Origin of the sequence: Microbacterium sp. KR10-403, from assembly GCF_040196215.1 — a bacterium.
Taxonomy (GTDB): domain Bacteria; phylum Actinomycetota; class Actinomycetes; order Actinomycetales; family Microbacteriaceae; genus Microbacterium.
In genome coordinates, this window is record NZ_JBEGDC010000006.1 from 262,984 (window position 1) to 280,420 (window position 17,437).

A 17,437-nucleotide genomic window follows, 5' to 3' on the forward strand; every position below is an offset into this window, starting at 1 on the left:
CGATGTGGGGATGACCCCCGCCCACACCGTCGGCGCGCCCTCGGCCGTGCAGCAGGTGGCAGAACGCGTGCGGGAGAGGCTGCGCGCCGAGCATGCGGATCCGGCGAGGGAACCCGCGCGAGCGGTCGAGGCGGCGTGGGCCGAGGTGCGCAGGCACAACGACTATGCGTCGGCACGCGGCCTGGATCCGATCGACGACGAGTCGGCGTGCGTGCGCGAGGCGCTGGCGTCCGTCACCGGTTACGGGCCGTTGCAAGCGTATCTCGACGATCCCACCGTCGAAGAGGTCTACATCAATGCGCCCGATCGCATCTTCGTGGCGCGTGGTGGTGTGTCCGAGCGGGTGCCGCTGGTGCTGACGGATGTCGCGGTCCGCGATCTCGTCGAGCGGATGCTGCAGTCGACGGGCCGACGCGTCGATCTGAGCCAGCCCTTCGTGGATGCGTCGTTGCCCGACGGCAGTCGTCTGCACTGCGTCATTCCCGACATCACCCGGCGGCACTGGTCGGTCAACGTGCGTAAGTTCCTTCCTGCGCACCGATCGCTGGAGGGACTGGTCGAGAGCGGGTCGATCGGGATCGACGGGGCTCGGCTGCTCCACGACGCGATGGTCCAGGGACGGAGTGTCGTGGTGTCGGGTGCCACGCACGCGGGGAAGACGACGCTCCTCGGTGCGCTGATCGGAGCCTGTGCGGATCGGCAGCGCATCGTCACGGTGGAGGAGACCTTCGAACTGGCGGCCGACGGGCCCGACGTCGTGGCCATGCAGGGCCGTCAGCCGAGTCTGGAGGGCGGCGGCGAGGTGACGCTGCGCCGGCTGGTGAAGGAGGCGCTGCGCATGCGCCCGGACCGGCTCGTGGTCGGTGAGGTGCGCGACGCCGAGGCCCTGGACCTCGTGCTCGCTCTGAACACGGGGGTTCCCGGGGCGGCCACGGTCCACGCGAACTCCGCGCGCGAGGCGCTCGTGAAGCTCTCCTCGCTTCCGCTGCTCGCCGGGCGGAACATCGACGCGGGATTCATCCTTCCGGCCGTCGCGCGCGGGGTACAGCTCGTCGCGCACTGCGCACGGGCCGCCGACGGCTCCCGTCGTGTCGCGGAGATCATCGCGACCACCGGCCGCGTGGTCGACGGGGAGATCGAGGCGCACACCGTGTACGGGGGTCGCGGATGACCGTCCTGCTCGGCGCGATGCTGGCGACCGGCATTCTTCTCGTCCTCGCGCCGTGGCTGTGGCCGCTGGGACGCAGTCGGCCCGACCGTGCACCGGGCGCACTGGGGCGGCTGATGGATGCCGCGGGCTATGCCCACGTGTCGGTCCGGGTGCCGGTCGCCGTCTGCGTGCTGGCCTCCGCGGCGGCAGCGGCGGTCGTATGGCTGCTGCTCGGGGTACCGATCGTGGCGGTGCTGGCCGGCGTCGCGGGCGCCGCGGCCCCGTTCCTCTGGTTGCGCGCGCGCCGGATGCGGCTGCTCCGCTCGCGGCGTGGGCTCTGGCCCGACGTGTGCGATCTGCTCATCGCCTCTGTCCGGGCCGGGATGTCGCTGCCCGATGCGGTGGCGTCGCTCGAGGCCTCCGCGCCGGGGGCGCTGCGCCCCGCTTTCGCCGCGTTCGCACGCGACATCGCGGCGTCGGGGCACTTCGACTCCGCCGCCGTGCGGCTGAAGACGACGCTGTCGGATCCGGTCGCCGACCGGATCATCGAGACCCTGCGCATGGCCCGCCAGGTGGGTGGAACCGAGCTCGTCCCCGTCCTGCGGGCGCTGGGTGCATCGGTGCGCGCCGACGCCACGCTGCGCGCCGAGGTCGAGGCGCGGCAGTCGTGGCTGCGCAGTGCGGCCGTTCTGGGGGTCGTGGCACCGTGGGTGGTCCTGGCCCTTCTTGCCGCGCGGCCCGAGGGAGCCGCCGCCTACAGCAGTCCGCAGGGGATCGCCCTGGTGGTCGCCGGGGCGGCGATCTCCTTCGTGGCCTACCGCCTCATGATCCGTCTGGGCAGGCTGCCTGATCCGCGGCGGTGGTTCGGATGATCCAGATCACAGACCTCGCCGTGGCCGTGGTGGCAGGAACGGCGTTCGGTGCGGGCGCATGGCTTCTCCTGCTGCTCACGCCGCGGTGGGGTGCCGTGGGGCTCGAACAGCGCATCGCCCCCTACATCCGCGACGTGGCAGACCCACAGGGACTGACGCCGCTGACGGCGCCGCCGACCTGGTCGGCGCGCGTCCGGGCACGTTGGGACCGGCTGATGTCCGGGTCGGATGCCGTGTCCCGGCGACTCCGTCAGGCACGGCGGGTCGGCGGTCAGGAGGGCATCACGGCATTCCGGACGCGACAGCTGGTGTGGGGGCTCGGCGGGCTCGTCGCGGGCGCTCTCGTGGCGGTGCTCGTGGTTCTGAGCGGTCGGCCGCCGGTGGCAGCCGTGCTCGTGCCGGTACTGGCCGGCCTCGCGGGGCTGGCGGCGTGCGATCTCCTGCTCACGCGCGCCGCCCGTGCGCGGGTGTCGCGGATCGAGGAGGAGCTGCCCACCGTCCTCGAGTTCCTCGCGCTCTGCTTGTCGGCAGGAGAGGGCATCCTCGACTCGCTGCGGAGGGTGGGAAGGCTGGAGGGCGGCGAGCTGCCGGCAGAGCTGCGCGAGGTCGTCTTGGCCGTCGGCACGGGATCGTCTCTGGCGGAGGCTCTGACGACCTTCGCCCGTGACCTCGATGTCCCCTCCCTGAGCCGCTCGGTGGATCACATCGCCGCGGCGCTCGACAGAGGGGCGCCCCTGGCGCAGGTGCTGCAGGCGCAGGCTGCGGACGCGCGGGAGGAAGCGAAGCAGACGCTCATCGAACGCGCCGGGCGCAACGAGATCTCGATGATGCTCCCTCTTGTGTTCTTGATATTGCCGATATCGGTGCTGTTCGCGATCTTCCCGGGCGTGTTCATGCTGCGCCTCGGGATCGGATGAAACGAAGGAGAGAGACGATCATGCGCGAGTTGTGGATGCGCGTCCAGATGCGGGTGACCGCGGCGTTCGCGCCGCAGGAGGACCAGGGCGACGTGCCGGGCTGGGTGCTGGTCACCCTGATGACGGCGGGCCTGGTCGTCGCCATCTGGGCGTTGGCCGGGCCTGCCCTCTCCGACCTGTTCGAACAGGCGATCGCGAAGGTCTCCGGTCTGTAGCGTGCACCGCCGACACCTGCCTGATGACAGCGGTTCCGCTCCGGTCGAGTTCATCCTCGTCGGCACGCTGCTGACGGTGCTCACTCTCGGGGTGCTGCAGCTCGGCCTGGGGGTGTACGTGCGCAACGTCGTGCATGACGCCGCGGTGGAAGGGGCCTATGAGGCCGCGCTGGCCGACGGATCGCTGTCAGACGGGGAGGCCCGTACGCGAGACCTCATCTCGAGGGCGATCGGTGACGCATACGCCAGGCAGGTGGAGGCGACGGTGACGTCGGTGGGCGGCCAGCGGACGGTGAAGGTGACGGTGCGCACGCCGATTCCGGTGATGGGGCTGCTGGGGGCCCCGGGCGCCTGGGAGGTGAGTGCCGATGCGCCGGCCGAGAGCTTCGAATGACGACGCGGGCAACGCGCCCCTGGAGTTCATCCTGGGCGGACTCATCCTCCTCGTACCCCTCGTATACCTGATCGTCGCCCTCGGACTGATCCAGGAGCAGACGCTCGGCGTCGAGTCCGGTGCCCGCCACATCGCGCGGGCGGTGGCGACGGCCCCCGACGCCGAAACGGCACGGGAACGCGCCGATGCCGTGGCCCACGCCATCGCCGACGAGTACGGCATCGACGTCGATCGCGTCGACCTGGCGATGACGTGTCGCCCGGAGGGCGAGTGCCCGCGGGCGGGGGCGACCCTCGTCGTCACCGTCGCCACGCGTGTCTCGTTGCCGCTGGCGCCCACGGTGCTCGGCATCGATCGGCTCGCGAGCGTCCCGGTGTCGGCTTCGGCCGCAGCGAAGATCTCGCGTGTCTGGGGTGAGGGATGACGAGGCCACAGGTCGCTGTCATCGCGCGGATGCGCGCCCGGATCTTCCACGTGCGGACCGACGACGAGGGCAGCATCCTTCCCCTGGCCATCGGGTACGCGATGCTCGCGCTGATCCTCATCCTCATCTGCGCCGATGCGACGTCGATGTATCTCGCGCAGAAGCGTCTGGACGCGCTGGCCGATGCCGCCGCACTCGCGGGCGCCGAAGGGTACGTGATCACCTCCGACGGGCCCGATGCGGCGACGGCCCGCCTCACGACCGACGGCGTGCGCGACCAGGCGGCCGCACTCGTCGCCGATGTCGGTGGCGGTGCCGTGCTCGTGGCCGCGACGACCCCCGACGGCGCCTCCGCCCGGGTGCAGGTGCGCGATGCGTGGCATCCCCCCGTCCTCACGGTGTTCGTGCCGCAGGGCATCACGCTCACGGCGACGGCCACCAGCCGCACGGCCCTGCACTGATGCACGGGTGGCGGCGGGTCAGGTGCGCGGCACGTACCGCGGAATCCACCGCAGGAAGGCGAGCGCGCCGACCAGGCCGATCGCGCCCATGACCCCCGTGGCCAGTGCCAGCGAGGCCAGCGCGGTCAATGCCGACAACAGCAGCGGAGCTGCGGCGCCGCCCGCGTCGGTGAGGGTGCGCCACGATCCCAGGAACGCTGCGGGATCGGCCTGCGGGGCGAGGTCGGCGCCGAGTGTCATCAGGATGCCGCTGGACATGCCGTTGCCGACACCCAGCACCGCCGCGAACAGGGCGAACCACATCGCGGCCTCCGGCGTGTCGTGCGTGAAGGCCAGGGCGATGAAACCCGCTCCCATCAGCAGCATGGCCGGCAGCGCCGCCCAGAGGCGACCGAAGCGATCCATCACCTGACCGGACGCGTAGAACAGCGCGAAGTCCAGAGCGCCGGAGATGCCGACGACGAGCGAGATCGTCTGGGCGTCCAGGCCGATCGACACGCCCCACAGCGGCAGCACCACCTGGCGGGCCGAGCGCACGGCCGAGAGCATCGCGGCGGCGACCCCGAGCCTCAGCAGCACCTCGCGGTGCCGCCACATCGTGCGAAAAACGCCGGTCGACGCCTCGTGGACGCGCACCGGCCCGGTGATGGCCTCGCCGGTGTCCTCTTCGAGCATCGGAGAGTCCTCGGTGCGCGCGAGGGCGGCCGCGGCATCCTTCTCCGGATCCGGCCCCAGCAGCACGAGCAGCACGACGCCGATGAGGCAGATCAGCGCGAACCAGATCGCCGCATGCGGGTCGCCGAACACACCGAGCAGGCCCGCAGCGACGAACGGGCCGATGAACACGCCCAGTCGGAACGAACCGCCCAGCATCGACAGCGCCCGTGCCCGGAACGACAGCGGGATGCGGGTGGTCATGAACGCGTGCCGGGCCAGACCGAACACGGCCGCGCAGAAGCCCAGCACGAACACCGCGATCGTCAGCGTCACGAGATTGGGCGCGGCGATGAGCCCGATCGTCGCCGCGATGCCGAAGCACCCGCCGATGGCCATCGTCGCCCGCTCGCCGATGCGCGCGACCGCCCAGCCCGCGGGGAGATTGCCGCACAGCTGGCCGACGACGAGCGCCGACGAGACGAGCGCAGCCAGGGCGACACCCGCTCCCAGGTGTGCCGCGATGACCGGGATGAGGGGTACGACGGCACCCTCGCCGATGGAGAACAGCAGGGTGGGACCGTAGATCATCGGGCCGAAGCGCCACAGGACGGTCCCGACGCGCAGGGGAGGGGGAACGTCGGTCACCGCATCCACGTTAGTCTGGAGTGTCATGCTCGAACTCGATCTGTCTGCCGACATCCAGGCCCTGCGCTCCACCTTCGCCGACATCCAGGCGGTGGTCGACGTGCCTGCGCTGCGGGCCGACATCGCCCGCCTGAGCGAGGAGGCCGGCGCCCCCGACCTCTGGGACGACCCCGAGAAGGCCCAGAAGGTGACGAGTTCGCTCAGTCATCGGCAGGCCGAGCTCGCCCGGGTCACCGACATCGAGCGGCGTCTCGATGATCTCGAGGTGCTCGTCGAGCTCGCCAACGAGATGGAGGACGAGGACTCCGCCGTCGAGGCGCGCGCCGAGCTCAAGGCGCTCGGCGAGGTCATCGGGCAGCTCGAGGTGCAGACCCTGCTCGACGGCGAGTTCGACGAGCGTCCGGCTGTTGTGACGATCCGTGCCGGGGCGGGCGGGGTGGATGCCGCGGACTTCGCCGAGATGCTGCTGCGCATGTATCTGCGCTGGGCCGAGCACAACAAGTACCCCGTCACCGTGATGGACACCTCGTACGCCGAAGAGGCCGGCATCAAGTCGGCGACCTTCGAGGTCGACGCGCCGTACGCGTTCGGCACGCTGAGCGTCGAGGCCGGCACGCACCGTCTGGTGCGGATGAGCCCGTTCAATTCGGCCGGCAAGCGGCAGACGTCCTTCGCTGCGGTCGAGGTGATCCCGCTCATGGAGGAGGCGACCGAGGTCGAGATCCCCGAGGCCGACATCCGCGTGGACGTCTTCCGCTCGTCGGGTCCCGGTGGACAGTCGGTCAACACCACAGACTCCGCCGTGCGCATCACGCACCTTCCGACGGGCATCGTCGTGTCGATGCAGAACGAGAAGTCGCAGATCCAGAACCGCGCGGCGGCCCTCCGCGTGCTGCAGTCGCGCCTGCTGCTGCTGCAGAAGGAGCAGGAGGCCGCGACCAAGAAGGAGCTGGCCGGCAACATCACGGCCAGCTGGGGCGACCAGATGCGCTCGTATGTGCTCGCGCCCTACCAGATGGTGAAGGACCTGCGCACCGACTACGAGGTCAACAACCCGCAGGCGGTGTTCGACGGTGACCTCGACGGCTTCATCTCGTCGGGCATCCGGTGGCGCAAGCGCAAGGACGACGACGCCTGAGCGTCGCCGTCCTCACTGAGCCGGATCAAAAGCCGACGGCCTCTACTCCGTACTCGGCCTGCTCGGTGGTGAATCCCTCGAACTCGAGCTGGTCGATGAGACCGGAGCGCGAGAACGAGCTGTATTCGAGATAGTCCGCTGCCTTGCCTGCGGCCTGTTCGTACCAATCCACATCGAGCGCATCGACGGCGAGTTCGGCGTCGTCGGCAGAGAAGCCTTCGAACTCGAGCTGCTCGATGAGACCGGTGCGCGAGAAGGAGGAGTAGTCGAGGTAGCTCTCCGCCTTTGCGATGGCCTGCTCTTGTTCGAGCGTGTACTCCGGTCCCGTCTCCTCGGCGGTGGCCGGGCCGTCTGCCTCATCGGCGACGACCGTGTCCTCGTCGACGACGGTGCCGTCGTCGACGGGCTCCTCGACCACCGACGTGTAGTCGGAGTCGGAGGTCCACGCGTCGTCGTCGGCCCCAGCACCGGTCGTGATCGACACGCCGCCCGAGGCGACGGAGCCGATGACCACGACCGCTGTCACGACCCACGCGACGACCTTGACCTTGTCGTAGCCTTCGAGCGGGCGCTTCTGTTTGTCGGTCTGGTTGCCGGTGAGCAGGATGATCAGGTCGACGAGCCACCAGATGCCGAAGCCGCCCAGGGTGAACAGCTTCAGAAGGCCGGTGCCGACCTTGCCGAGGTAGAACCGGTCGACGCCGATCATGCCCAGCAGCAGCGCGAACAACCAGGTGACCAGGAACGACTTCCCGTCCCCGCCCGCCTGTGGAGGCGCGGGGGGCCCGGGCATCGTGCCGGGAACGGGAGGCTGCCCGTACGCGTAGGGCGGGGGAGCCGTCGGGGTCGGTCCGCCCTGCGGCGCAGCCGGAGGGGGAACCTGGACGCTGGTCATTGTCAGTGCCTTTCATCATCGAGGGGCTCGTCGGGTCCGGTCGGGTGTCCGGGGATCGAGTCCCCTATGTGGTCTGACCACAGCTTATCAGTTCCAGGATGGGCAGGGGCGGGGGTGTCGCTGCGTGCTGCGGCGCCGTTGCCGCTTAGGCTCGTTGAGCCATGATCCGGTTCGAGAACGTCACCAAGCGGTATCGCGGCACGTCGAAACCCGCCCTGCAGAATGTGGACTTCGAGGTGCAACGCGGAGAGTTCGTCTTCCTCGTGGGGCCCTCCGGGTCGGGCAAATCGACCTGCCTGCGGATGGTCCTCCGCGAGGAAACGCCCAGCGAAGGGCGGGTCGTGGTGCTCGGGCGCGATCTGCGGACCGTGTCGAACCGCAAGGCGCCGTACTTCCGCCGCCACATCGGGGCGGTGTTCCAGGACTTCCGGCTGCTGCCGACGAAGACCGTGACCCAGAACGTCGCATTCGCGCTGGAGGTGATCGGCGCCTCTCGCGCGGCGATCCGACAGTCGGTGCCCGAGGTCCTCGCCCTGGTGGGGCTCGAGGGCAAGGGCAAGCGCCTGCCCCACGAGCTCTCGGGTGGTGAGCAGCAGCGCGTGGCGATCGCGCGCGCTCTCGTCAACCGGCCCCAGGTGCTGCTGGCCGACGAGCCCACGGGCAACCTCGACCCCGCCACCTCGGTGGGGATCATGCAGCTGCTCGCGCGGATCAACACCACCGGCACCACGGTGCTGATGGCCACGCACGAGGCGGGGTTCGTCGATCAGATGCAGCGGCGCGTGATCGAGCTGCACGAGGGCGAGATGATGCGTGACGAGCGGCACGGCGGCTACGGCGACACCTCGAGCCTGCCGAGCCTTGCGCCGGGTCCCGAGCGGGGCGCGGCCGCCGTCGCCGCGCTGACGGCGGTGCTCGAAGTGCACCGCGAGACCGTCACGGGCGGCACAGCGACGGGGGAAGGGGATGCTGCGGCCGCCGATGAGGCGCGAGCCGACGCATCCACTCCGCTGACCACACCGCCGGTGCCCACCGATGCCGATGCGAGTGTCGAGCCCGAGCGGACCGGCGAGGTCGCCCCGCAGCCCGACGAGGACGCGACGACCGAGCCCGAGTTGCCCGAAGGCCTTCCTGACGCGCTCGGCGTGGCCGATCGACTGGGCCTGGACGATGACGACGACGAAGTGGGGCCGACGCGATGAGGGGCGGCCTGGTCATCCGTGAGGCACTGAACGGCCTGCGGCGCAACGCATCCATGATCATCTCGATCGTGCTCGTCACCTTCGTCTCGCTCACCTTCGTCGGCGCGGCGATCCTCATGCAGGCGCAGATCGGCACGATGCGCGACTTCTGGACGGGCCGCGCGCAGGTACAGGTGTCGATGTGCATCGACGGCGCACGCGAGGCCACCTGCGACAAGGGCGCGGCGACCGACAAGCAGATCGAAGCGGTGAAGGCGCAGCTGGACGGCGACGGGCTGAAGCCGCTCATCGCGAAGTACCGCTTCGAGACGCCCAAGCAGGCGTACGAGAACGCGCTGAAGCTGCTCGGCGACGACTACAAGGACATCCTGAGCCCCGACCAGTTCGGCGCGAGCTTCTACATCAACCTCGTGGATCCGCAGAACTCCGATGTGATCACCGAGGCGTTCAACGGCAAAGCGGGCGTCCAGGGCGTTCAGGACCAGATGGAGCTGCTGCAGCCCTTGTTCACGGCGCTCACGGTGTCGACCTACATCGCCGTCGGCATCGCCGTGCTCATGCTCATCGCAGCCGTCCTGTTGATCGCGACGACGATCCGTCTGTCCGCGTTCGCGCGCAGACGCGAGCTGCGGATCATGCGGCTGGTCGGCGCGTCGAACGGGTTCATCCAGACCCCGTTCATCCTCGAGGGCGTGTTCGCCGCGCTCATCGGCTCGGTGCTCTCCGGCGTCGCGATCTGGGCCGGCGTGAAGTTCGGCGTCAACGGTTACCTGCGCAGCCGGGTCGACTTCATCACCACCTGGGTGGGGATGGGCGACGTGGCGTACGTGGTCCCCGTGCTGATCGGTCTGGGCGTCGTGCTGGCCGCGATCTCGGCGGGCTTCGCGATCCGGCGCTGGCTGCGGGCCTAGGCCACGCCCCGGCTGCGATAGACTGACGGGCTGCGGCCGCACGGGCCGCGGCATCCATCACCATCCACAGCGGGAGAGAACCATGCCCAGGGAACGCGGCGAGAAGGTCGTGGCGACCAACCGTCGCGCACGCCACGACTACCTCATCGAGAAGACGTATGAGGCGGGTCTGGTCCTCATGGGCACGGAGGTGAAGTCGCTGCGCGAGGGGCGCGCGAACCTCACCGACGGCTACGCCTACATCAAGGACGGCGAGGCGTTCCTCGACGCCGTCAACATCCCGCAGTACGTGCAGGGCACCTGGACGAACCACTCCGCCAAGCGGGTGCGCAAGCTGCTGCTGCACAAGGAGGAGATCACGCGCCTGTCGCACGCGATCTCGGCCGGTGGCTACACGCTCGTGCCGTTGAAGCTGTACTTCTCGGACGGGCGCGCCAAAGTCGAGATCGCGGTGGCCAAGGGCAAGCGCGAGTACGACAAGCGCCAGACGCTGCGTGAGCGGCAGGACAGGCGCGAGGCCGAGCGTGCGATGCGCAGCCGCAACCGGCTGGGCGAATAGCGCTCAGACCGCCGGTGTCGCCTCGGCCGCCCGGTCGCTGAACGCCTGCTTGGGCACGAACAGCAGCAGCACCGCGGCCACCAGTGCGGTGACGCCGCACACGACCCAGACGGTGATGTAGCCCGCGAACGAGCCCGCCGTGGCACCCGCGTCGGTGACGTGGCTGAGCAGTGCGATGCCGAACACGCAGGATGCTATCGCCCCGCCGACCGTCTTGACCGAGTTCGTCAGCCCGGTCGCCACGCCGGTCTGGGTCTCAGGGGCGGCGGATGCCGCGGCCGCCGGCAGCGCGGCGACCAGCGCCCCCGAGCCGGCGCCGACGATGACCATGTTGGTCACGACCTGGCCGTAGCTGTCATGCATCGGCAGAAACAGCAGGAAGCCGAGGCCCACCAGCACAGCAGCGCCGACCAGGGCGATCCGCGGCGTGACCCGGCGCGCCACGAACGGATACAGCAGGGCGCCGGCCACCATCGCGATCAGGTAGACCCCGATGATGAGGGATGTCGCGAACCCGCTGGTGCCGAGTCCGTAGCCGTAGGTGTCGGGATCGGTGCGGGCGAACGTCGAGAGCGGTGCCTGCGCGCCCAGCACGCTGACGCCGAAGAGTCCTGCGGTGAGGAAGACCGGGCCGAGCGCGGGGGAGCGGAACATGCGCACGTCGATCAGCGGGTCGGCGCAGCGCAGTTCCCAGAGGACGAAGGGCACGAGAAGCGCGACGCCGAGCACGACGACCACCCACGACACAAGGTCGGCCGGGCCGTTCAGACGCAGCAGGCTGAGACCGCCGGTGAACGCGATGAGGGCGAGCGAGACGAGAACGACGCCGACGGTGTCGAACGTGCCGCCGGTGGGCTCGGGCGACTCCCGCACGCCGATGAGCACGACGAAGAAGCAGATGACGATCATGATGCTCGGCACCAGCAGCACCATCCACAGCGGCAGTGCGTCGATGAGTGCGCCGCCCGCCAGTGCGCCGATGATCGCGCCCGCCTCGAGCGCGGCCACGAGCATTCCGGACGCACGTGCGGTGATCGTCGAGCGGCCCTGCATCCGACGTGCGCGCGACCAGATCAACGCGATCTCCAGCGGCAGCCAGACGACGTAGAAGCCCATCAGCGCCCAGCCGGCGAGGAACACGGCGAACGAGTCGGTGAAGGGGAGGACGAGGGATGCCGCGGCCGTGATCGCTGTCGAGATGAGCAGCATCCGCTTGTGGCCGATCATGTCGCCGAGCTTCGCGAAGGCGGGGACGACGAGGGCGGACAACATCAGCTGCGTGCCCTCGAGCCAGTTGACGTCCGCGTCGTGGATGCCCAGGTGCCGGGCGATGTCGGTGAGCATGGGCGTGTAGTAGCCCTGGAGGACGCCGCTGGTGAATTCGACGAACGCGAGGAAGCCCACGACGCCGGCGAGCGTGCCGAGGGTGACGCGGGTGGAGGGCGCGACAGTACGCGACATGCGTGCTCCTTCGCAGGCAGGTGATTCGGGTGCGATCACTCTAACCGCTGGATGAGCGCCCGGTGGAATCGCTCCCCGCGCTCGAGCGCGTCGATCGTGACGTGCTCGTCCACGCCATGGATGCCCGCGCGCTGGGCGGCCGACATCTCGAGCGGCGCGAACCGGTAGACGGCCGGGCTGAACCGGTGGAAGTGTCGCGAGTCGCTGGCCTGCATCATGATGTACGGCACGGCCTCCGCGTCAGGATACGACGCGGCCAGAGCATCCGCCAGCGCGGCGAACTCGGGCCCGTCGGCGGGCGACTGCGGCGACGGGTCATCGCCTTCGACGACGGTGACCTCGACGCGTGGGTCGGCGATGCGGCGTCGGACGCGGGCGACCGTGTCGTCGACCGTCTCGCCGACGGCGATGCGCAGATTCACCGTCGCCGACGCCTGCGAGGGCAGGACGTTGGCGGCTGTGCCGCCGGCTGACATCGTCGCCGCGACCGTGGTGCGCACGAGGGCGGCGCTCTCGCCGCCGAGGCGCGCGAGGACCCGCGCCGCCAGCGGCGGGCAGGCGGCCAGCACGCGGTACAGCGGCCGGCCGATGCCGGACGCGCGGCCGGCGAAGATGGAGAGCAGCCGGCGGATCGCCTCTGGTGTGTGCGGGCGGAAGGTCGCGGCATCCAATCTGTCGACGGCACGTGCGATGCGCCGCACGGCGGTCATCGCGGGCGGCGCCGACGCGTGGCCGCCCTCGCCGCGGGCGGAGAGTCGCAGGGTCAGGACGCCCTTCTCCGCAAGGCCGATCATCGCGGCCTGCCCGGTCACGAAGGGCAGCGGTGCCTCGACGACCGCACCGCCTTCGTCGAGCACGAGCCAGGGCACGATTCCGCTGTCGCGGAGGGATGCCGCGATCTCACGGGCCGCGCCCCCGTAGGTCTCCTCATTGCCGCCGAAGGACAGGTAGACGTCGCGCGCGGGTGTGAAGCCGGCGGCGAGGAGGTTCTCCACCGCCTCGAGGATCACCAGCAGCGGGCCCTTGTCGTCGAGCGTGCCGCGGCCGTACACGCGTCCGTCGGCGATCACGCCGTCGAACGGCGGATGGGTCCAGGGGTCGCTCTCGTCGACGGGCACGACGTCGAAGTGGGCCATGAGCACCAGCGGGGCGGCGTCGCGCCGGCCGCGCCAGCGGAACAGCAGGCCGAGGTCCGTGTGCGTGGTGAGCTCGAGGTGCTCGTGCGTGAGCGGGTACAGCTCGCGCAGGAGCGCGATGAGCTCGTCGAACGGGGCCATCCCGCGCCGCTCGAGCTCGGCCGACACCGTGGGGATGCGGATCAGGGCGGAGAGCCGCTCGGCGGCTCCCGGGCGGGGCGTGATCTCGCTCATCGGGCCGTGAACCGGGCTTCGACGGCCGCGGAGACCGTGATGTCATCGGGACGGAAGTCGACGGCCGCCGCATCCATCGCCCCCGTCGCGGCCATGAGAGCGCGAGCCGTGGGCGCACCCGGCGAGAGCAGGCCGCGATCGGCGACCTCCGCGGGGATGACCTCGGACAGTCCCAGGGCCACCGCATAGGCCGTGGCCCGGGCGACGGCGACCTGCACGGCGTGCGCGGCCGCCTCGCGCTCGAGCGCGGCCGCGGTGTCGTCGGTCAGGCGCCAGTCGATGTACCGGACCTCCACACCGTCGCGCTCGGCGACCTGGGTGATCCACCAGCTGAGGGCGGCGAAGTCGTCGAAGGTGGCGGTGATGTCGACGCCGGCGTGATGCACGACCGCCAGACGCTTTTCGCCCGCCCACGGGCGGTCCGACCAGACAGCCACCCGCTGACTGGACCAGTCGACGAGCGTGCCCGCGGCCTTGCGTTCGGCGAGCTCTTCGCGGATCGGGGCGGCGAGCGCGGCGATGCGCTCGACGACGAGCCCGCGGTCGGGACCTTCTGCGCGCACGGCGATGTGGGCGACGGCCTGTTCGGGCGCGCGACGCAGCTCGTGCTCGCCGCGGACGGTGATCGTGACTTCGGGCATGGTCAGAGCCTACGGGCACGAGAGATGAGGCGGGAATTCCTCTTTGCGCGATCTCGTTGTAAGCTGTGATGCTCGGGTGCTCCGGCATCCGATTGGCAACTCCACAGCGCGACAGCGGCCGCTCCACGAGAGCATGCATGGGGATGATCGGTTTCGACATCGCCTGTCTATTCACGAGAAGCGGGCCGAGGATGCAGGGTTATCTCGTGAACGCTCCCTGTAAACAACAAGTGCCAATGCAAAGCGCACTGACTTCGCCCTCGCTGCGTAAGCGAGCCCGATAGTCCGTCAGACCGTATTTGATTCCGGTACGGACCCTGGCGTCATCTAGGGATCTTGCTGTGTGACGGCGTCTGGACGTCACGCGGGACTCTTCCCAGACTGGGCCTGTCGACTTAGGTGTCTGTGACAAAGGTCGGGGCCGAGCAGAACGTCTTCACAGACTGCGCCCGGAGAAGGCGTGGAGATTCAGCGATGGACGGGGGTTCGATTCCCCCCATCTCCACGAACCGCTGTCGCTCGGAGGAAGCCCCTCGATCCCTTGGAAACACTGGGATCGAGGGGCTTTCGTCATTCCTGGGAGAAGTGCCCGCGCGGGCCGTCTGCCCACACTTTGCCCACATTCGAGATCACGCGGCAACGCCGACAGCCGCGAGCACGGTGGCCGCGTACTGGGCGCCGCGGGTGTCCATGCGCTCGGCGACGTCGTCGAGATCCCCGTCGAACAGGTCCGCGTACGTGTCGAGGGTCATGGCCGCGGACTTGTGGCCGAGCATCTTCTGCACGACCTTCACGTGCGCGCCCGACGCGACCGCGAGGGATGCGGCCGTGTGGCGCAGGTCATGCAGCGTGAGGCGCTCGAGGCCGGCGCGCGCGATCGCGAGCCGGTACCAGGACGTCGAGTCCTCCGCCGTCGTCGGGCGCCGCTGGTACCCGTCGAGGTCGCCGGGGAAGATCAGGTCGTCGGGGCCCTTGCCGTCGCAGAGCGCGTCGAGCAGCGGGTCGAGGAACGCCGGGTACGGAACGGTGCGTTTCTCCCACGACTTCGGCGCGCCGAGTTCGACCTTCCCCTCAACCTCGACGGCGTTGCGGCGCACGTGCAGGCGACGCTTCAGGATGTTCCTGTCGCGCACGCGCAGGGCGACGCATTCGCCCCACCGGACGCCGGTGTACGCGAGCGTGTAGACGAGCGTGGACCGCGTGAGGTCGCGCACCGCGGCGGCGAGCTGCGCGACCTCCTCGTCGGTCAGATAGCGGCGGTCCTTCTCGGAGTGCTTCCGTGGTTGCCCCTTCAGCCCGCGGGCCGGGTTGCGGGCGATGCGGCGGTCGTCGACGGCGATGTCGAGGATGCCGCGCAGGATCCCCAGGCAACGGAGCACGACCGACGCGGACCGGGGCCCGTCAGGGTTCCGGGTGCTCGCGCTGCGGTTCGTCGGCGCCGCGCCGTCGAGCAGATCCTGCACCCACCCGGCGACATCGGACGGCGCGATCTTCCCGACCTCGAATCGACCCCACTTCGGCTCGACGTACACGCGCCAGTCGCGTTCGAGCGTCGCATAGTACGACGGCTTCTGTCCGCGCTTGAGCTTGAGCCAGTCCGGGCCGAGCGTGCCGATCGTGACGCGTGACGACGCCGGGTCGATGTACTCGCCGGTGGCCTTCGACACGGTCACCGACGCGAGGAACAGTTCGGCTTCCTTCTTCGTCTTGAACCCGCGCTTGTCGGTCTGCGACTTGTCCGGCTTCCGGTACCGGACCCGGTACCGCTTGCCCGCGGCCGTGGCGTACGGGGTGATCGTGCCCGCCATCAGCTCTCGCCCTTGTCTCGCACGGCGAACCACTGACGGGCGATCGACTTGAGGTGCTGCACCTGGTCGGCGGGGAGACCAGCTTCCTCAGCCTGCTTGTACGCGCGCCACCACATGCGGCCGTACTCGCTGGCCTGTCGCTGCGTCGCGGACCCGTCGACTGGCGCGATCGCAGGGAACCCAGTGGGTACTTTCGTTCGGGTGCGTCCGCTGACCGTGAGGCCGGCGGCTTTGCATGCCATCTGTAACCATGCGGCCGCGTCGGCTGTGGCTTTCTCGTGCTCGCGCGCGTACCGCGCCTGGTCGCGTGCGATCTCGTCACCAGTCGCGACGCGACGCACCATCCCCAGTTCACCCTTGTAGGTCGTGCCGAAACCGACGACCACCGCGGGGGTCAGCCCATCCCCGCCAGGCACGATAACACGCATTCCGAGCGCGGGCTGTTCCTTCAACGCCCAGTTGAACGCGTATCCGCGCTCCATGTCGGTGGGGTTCCAGTCGGGCGCTGGCTCGCCGTGGCTGTCGCGATACGCGATGCGTACAACGGTGATCTTCGGCTTCTTGCTGAACCAGCCCATGATCAGTACGCGTTGAACTCGTCCATGCTCGGCGCACCGTTGGTGCCCGAGACGCTGCATTCGATGTTCACGCCTTTGGCCTTGTTGCCGTACGCGTTCTCTACGGTTGCTTCGACCTTCAAGAACCAGCCGTCGTCGGTCTGCTTCTCAGCCAGGACGCCGGTGACCCAGTGCAGCTTCGCGCCATAGGGGAACTCCGAGGCCGCACGCGCGTCGCAGACCGCACGGGCGGTGTCCTTGTCGACGGGAGCGGAGTTGTGCTCGGCGTCCTTCTTGGCCTGTTCCGCGTCTCGCGCTGCCTCTTCCTGCGCGATTCGCTCGGTGGCCTTCACGACGTGCAGGGTCACGACCGAGTGCGCGTCGACCTTTGTACCGGCTGCAGGATCGATCGTCTCGACGTCCCAGTTTGATGCCTTCACGACGATGCTGTCGCCGCCGTCGAGCGTTGCGATGAGTCCGGCATCGGTGAGCGCGTCGCGCGCTTCATCTGCGGGCTTGCCGGCCACATCCGGGATCTCGATCGCATCCGCCGACGCCGTCGCAGTCTCGGACGGGGTGGGCCCGGCTTCGGGGTCACCACCGAGCCCCAGCGCGGATCCCACGCCACCAAGGATGAAGACTGCGACGATGCCGATCACCCACCAGTGCCACTTCTTGAGTTTGAACTTCGGGGCTGCTGTGTTGCTCATGTGGTTCTCCTTGTCGGGATGTCAGGGGGTGTCGTTAGGTTCTTGGATTAGAGCGATCTCATCAAAGGTGAAGGGGATTCAGACGTGGTTGAGCAGGTCGAGTCGGTGGTGTGCGGTCGAGGTCTTCCTTGCGAGGCGGTGTGCCCGCTGATGGAGTCGGGCCGACCGTGCCCCTCGCTCGACGACGCATTACCGCTGCTTGCCGGAGTCTTCGAATACTGACTCGACCGTGATCGCAGGGTTGTCGTGGTTCAGCGCGGCGATGACCCTCATCACAAGGTCGAGGCTGACGGTCTTCGTCCGGTCCTTCGCGTTCAGGGTGAACGCACGGTGGAGAGTCTTGTGCGGCACGCCGATGCGAACTGCTGCAGCTTCGATGCCGCCGTACTGGTCCACGAGGTGTTGTTGGATCACGGCTCGTACTGCGTCTGAGTCATACACGTGGGCGAT

The 17,437-nt window shown here is 69.3% G+C and carries 20 protein-coding genes and 1 other RNA gene; 12 read left to right on the forward strand and 9 right to left on the reverse strand.

The features are described 5' to 3' along the window. Positions 1 to 10: 10 nt before the first annotated feature. Genes ABMQ42_RS15470 through ABMQ42_RS15500 form a run of 7 tightly spaced genes read left to right on the forward strand, consistent with a single transcriptional unit; the run spans position 11 to position 4,433 of the window. Positions 11 to 1,171, forward strand: a complete 1,161-nt coding sequence (locus ABMQ42_RS15470; protein ID WP_349723885.1) for a TadA family conjugal transfer-associated ATPase — start codon at positions 11 to 13, stop codon at positions 1,169 to 1,171. Continuing rightward, complete coding sequence (locus ABMQ42_RS15475) at positions 1,168 to 2,022, forward strand: type II secretion system F family protein (protein WP_349723886.1); 855 nt, start codon at positions 1,168 to 1,170, stop codon at positions 2,020 to 2,022. Before ABMQ42_RS15470 ends, ABMQ42_RS15475 begins: the two co-directional genes overlap by 4 nt. Next, positions 2,019 to 2,939, forward strand: a complete 921-nt coding sequence (locus ABMQ42_RS15480) for a type II secretion system F family protein (protein WP_349723887.1) — start codon at positions 2,019 to 2,021, stop codon at positions 2,937 to 2,939. The genes ABMQ42_RS15475 and ABMQ42_RS15480 overlap by 4 nt, the downstream gene beginning before the upstream one ends. Positions 2,940 to 2,974: 35 nt before the next feature. Beyond that, complete coding sequence (locus ABMQ42_RS15485) at positions 2,975 to 3,154, forward strand: hypothetical protein (protein WP_502884740.1); 180 nt, start codon at positions 2,975 to 2,977, stop codon at positions 3,152 to 3,154. A 1-nt stretch (position 3,155) separates the two neighbouring features. Further along, positions 3,156 to 3,548 (forward strand): TadE/TadG family type IV pilus assembly protein, encoded by a 393-nt coding sequence (locus ABMQ42_RS15490; protein ID WP_349723889.1) that lies wholly within the window; start codon positions 3,156 to 3,158, stop codon positions 3,546 to 3,548. After that, positions 3,523 to 3,972 (forward strand): TadE family protein, encoded by a 450-nt coding sequence (locus tag ABMQ42_RS15495; protein ID WP_349723890.1) that lies wholly within the window; start codon positions 3,523 to 3,525, stop codon positions 3,970 to 3,972. The genes ABMQ42_RS15490 and ABMQ42_RS15495 overlap by 26 nt, the downstream gene beginning before the upstream one ends. Next, complete coding sequence (locus tag ABMQ42_RS15500; RefSeq protein WP_349723891.1) at positions 3,969 to 4,433, forward strand: pilus assembly protein TadG-related protein; 465 nt, start codon at positions 3,969 to 3,971, stop codon at positions 4,431 to 4,433. Before ABMQ42_RS15495 ends, ABMQ42_RS15500 begins: the two co-directional genes overlap by 4 nt. An 18-nt stretch (positions 4,434 to 4,451) precedes the next feature. On the opposite strand, the gene ABMQ42_RS15505 is transcribed toward ABMQ42_RS15500, so the two are convergent. Continuing rightward, positions 4,452 to 5,678: an MFS transporter gene (locus ABMQ42_RS15505; protein WP_349723963.1), complete on the reverse strand. Its 1,227-nt coding sequence runs from the start codon at positions 5,676 to 5,678 to the stop codon at positions 4,452 to 4,454. 82 nt (positions 5,679 to 5,760) lie between these two features. Here ABMQ42_RS15505 and prfB point away from each other — a divergent pair, with 82 nt between their 5' ends. Beyond that, positions 5,761 to 6,873 (forward strand): peptide chain release factor 2, encoded by a 1,113-nt coding sequence (gene prfB, locus ABMQ42_RS15510; RefSeq protein ID WP_349723892.1) that lies wholly within the window; start codon positions 5,761 to 5,763, stop codon positions 6,871 to 6,873. 25 nt (positions 6,874 to 6,898) lie between these two features. On the opposite strand, the gene ABMQ42_RS15515 is transcribed toward prfB, so the two are convergent. Then, positions 6,899 to 7,768 (reverse strand): Ltp family lipoprotein, encoded by an 870-nt coding sequence (locus tag ABMQ42_RS15515; protein ID WP_349723893.1) that lies wholly within the window; start codon positions 7,766 to 7,768, stop codon positions 6,899 to 6,901. 161 nt (positions 7,769 to 7,929) lie between these two features. Between ABMQ42_RS15515 and ftsE the strand changes: the two genes are divergently transcribed. The 3 genes from ftsE (at position 7,930) to smpB (ending at position 10,440) form a co-directional block, all read left to right on the forward strand. Continuing rightward, a complete protein-coding gene (gene ftsE, locus ABMQ42_RS15520) occupies positions 7,930 to 8,970 on the forward strand; it encodes a cell division ATP-binding protein FtsE (RefSeq protein ID WP_349723894.1) in 1,041 nt (346 codons plus the stop codon). After that, entirely contained in the window at positions 8,967 to 9,881 is a 915-nt protein-coding gene (ftsX, locus tag ABMQ42_RS15525; protein WP_349723895.1) for a permease-like cell division protein FtsX, read from the forward strand. Before ftsE ends, ftsX begins: the two co-directional genes overlap by 4 nt. An 82-nt stretch (positions 9,882 to 9,963) precedes the next feature. Next, complete coding sequence (smpB, locus tag ABMQ42_RS15530) at positions 9,964 to 10,440, forward strand: SsrA-binding protein SmpB (RefSeq protein WP_349723896.1); 477 nt, start codon at positions 9,964 to 9,966, stop codon at positions 10,438 to 10,440. Between the two features lie 3 nt (positions 10,441 to 10,443). Here smpB and ABMQ42_RS15535 read toward each other — a convergent pair whose 3' ends face one another. Genes ABMQ42_RS15535 through ABMQ42_RS15545 form a run of 3 tightly spaced genes read right to left on the reverse strand, consistent with a single transcriptional unit; the run spans position 10,444 to position 13,912 of the window. After that, positions 10,444 to 11,901 carry an MFS transporter gene (locus tag ABMQ42_RS15535; protein WP_349723897.1) on the reverse strand — a complete coding sequence of 486 codons (1,458 nt, stop codon included), beginning with the start codon at positions 11,899 to 11,901 and terminating at the stop codon, positions 10,444 to 10,446. A gap of 35 nt (positions 11,902 to 11,936) precedes the next feature. Beyond that, positions 11,937 to 13,271 carry a M20/M25/M40 family metallo-hydrolase gene (locus ABMQ42_RS15540; protein ID WP_349723898.1) on the reverse strand — a complete coding sequence of 445 codons (1,335 nt, stop codon included), beginning with the start codon at positions 13,269 to 13,271 and terminating at the stop codon, positions 11,937 to 11,939. After that, the gene (locus tag ABMQ42_RS15545; RefSeq protein WP_349723899.1) at positions 13,268 to 13,912 is read right to left on the reverse strand and encodes an SIMPL domain-containing protein; all 645 of its coding nucleotides are present in this window, start codon (positions 13,910 to 13,912) and stop codon (positions 13,268 to 13,270) included. The genes ABMQ42_RS15540 and ABMQ42_RS15545 overlap by 4 nt, the downstream gene beginning before the upstream one ends. A gap of 139 nt (positions 13,913 to 14,051) precedes the next feature. Here ABMQ42_RS15545 and ssrA point away from each other — a divergent pair. Continuing rightward, positions 14,052 to 14,420: a transfer-messenger RNA gene (gene ssrA, locus ABMQ42_RS15550) on the forward strand. A gap of 121 nt (positions 14,421 to 14,541) precedes the next feature. Here the strand turns inward: ssrA and ABMQ42_RS15555 are convergent. From ABMQ42_RS15555 to ABMQ42_RS15570, 4 genes are all read right to left on the reverse strand, one after another. Beyond that, entirely contained in the window at positions 14,542 to 15,720 is a 1,179-nt protein-coding gene (locus ABMQ42_RS15555; protein WP_349723900.1) for a site-specific integrase, read from the reverse strand. Further along, positions 15,720 to 16,298: a hypothetical protein gene (locus tag ABMQ42_RS15560; protein ID WP_349723901.1), complete on the reverse strand. Its 579-nt coding sequence runs from the start codon at positions 16,296 to 16,298 to the stop codon at positions 15,720 to 15,722. Before ABMQ42_RS15560 ends, ABMQ42_RS15555 begins: the two co-directional genes overlap by 1 nt. A 2-nt stretch (positions 16,299 to 16,300) precedes the next feature. Then, positions 16,301 to 16,987, reverse strand: coding sequence for a YPYG domain-containing protein (locus ABMQ42_RS15565; protein WP_349723902.1), 687 nt, complete (start codon positions 16,985 to 16,987; stop codon positions 16,301 to 16,303). Positions 16,988 to 17,176: 189 nt separating this feature from the next. Further along, complete coding sequence (locus tag ABMQ42_RS15570) at positions 17,177 to 17,401, reverse strand: hypothetical protein (protein ID WP_349723903.1); 225 nt, start codon at positions 17,399 to 17,401, stop codon at positions 17,177 to 17,179. Between the last annotated feature and the right edge of the window lie 36 nt (positions 17,402 to 17,437).

What these genes read in the sequence shown, in the direction of transcription:
- ABMQ42_RS15555 (WP_349723900.1), bottom strand. Translation starts at nt 15,720, where the DNA reads ATGGCGGGCACGATCACCCCGTACGCCACGGCCGCGGGCAAGCGGTAC.
- smpB (WP_349723896.1), top strand. Translation starts at nt 9,964, where the DNA reads ATGCCCAGGGAACGCGGCGAGAAGGTCGTGGCGACCAACCGTCGCGCA.
- ABMQ42_RS15565 (WP_349723902.1), bottom strand. Translation starts at nt 16,987, where the DNA reads ATGAGCAACACAGCAGCCCCGAAGTTCAAACTCAAGAAGTGGCACTGG.
- ABMQ42_RS15505 (WP_349723963.1), bottom strand. Translation starts at nt 5,678, where the DNA reads ATGATCTACGGTCCCACCCTGCTGTTCTCCATCGGCGAGGGTGCCGTC.
- ABMQ42_RS15475 (WP_349723886.1), top strand. Translation starts at nt 1,168, where the DNA reads ATGACCGTCCTGCTCGGCGCGATGCTGGCGACCGGCATTCTTCTCGTC.
- ABMQ42_RS15515 (WP_349723893.1), bottom strand. Translation starts at nt 7,768, where the DNA reads ATGACCAGCGTCCAGGTTCCCCCTCCGGCTGCGCCGCAGGGCGGACCG.
- ftsX (WP_349723895.1), top strand. Translation starts at nt 8,967, where the DNA reads ATGAGGGGCGGCCTGGTCATCCGTGAGGCACTGAACGGCCTGCGGCGC.
- ftsE (WP_349723894.1), top strand. Translation starts at nt 7,930, where the DNA reads ATGATCCGGTTCGAGAACGTCACCAAGCGGTATCGCGGCACGTCGAAA.
- ABMQ42_RS15500 (WP_349723891.1), top strand. Translation starts at nt 3,969, where the DNA reads ATGACGAGGCCACAGGTCGCTGTCATCGCGCGGATGCGCGCCCGGATC.
- ABMQ42_RS15545 (WP_349723899.1), bottom strand. Translation starts at nt 13,912, where the DNA reads ATGCCCGAAGTCACGATCACCGTCCGCGGCGAGCACGAGCTGCGTCGC.
- prfB (WP_349723892.1), top strand. Translation starts at nt 5,761, where the DNA reads ATGCTCGAACTCGATCTGTCTGCCGACATCCAGGCCCTGCGCTCCACC.
- ABMQ42_RS15485 (WP_502884740.1), top strand. Translation starts at nt 2,975, where the DNA reads ATGCGCGTCCAGATGCGGGTGACCGCGGCGTTCGCGCCGCAGGAGGAC.
- ABMQ42_RS15540 (WP_349723898.1), bottom strand. Translation starts at nt 13,271, where the DNA reads ATGAGCGAGATCACGCCCCGCCCGGGAGCCGCCGAGCGGCTCTCCGCC.
- ABMQ42_RS15560 (WP_349723901.1), bottom strand. Translation starts at nt 16,298, where the DNA reads ATGGGCTGGTTCAGCAAGAAGCCGAAGATCACCGTTGTACGCATCGCG.
- ABMQ42_RS15470 (WP_349723885.1), top strand. Translation starts at nt 11, where the DNA reads ATGACCCCCGCCCACACCGTCGGCGCGCCCTCGGCCGTGCAGCAGGTG.
- ABMQ42_RS15480 (WP_349723887.1), top strand. Translation starts at nt 2,019, where the DNA reads ATGATCCAGATCACAGACCTCGCCGTGGCCGTGGTGGCAGGAACGGCG.
- ABMQ42_RS15535 (WP_349723897.1), bottom strand. Translation starts at nt 11,901, where the DNA reads ATGTCGCGTACTGTCGCGCCCTCCACCCGCGTCACCCTCGGCACGCTC.
- ABMQ42_RS15495 (WP_349723890.1), top strand. Translation starts at nt 3,523, where the DNA reads ATGCGCCGGCCGAGAGCTTCGAATGACGACGCGGGCAACGCGCCCCTG.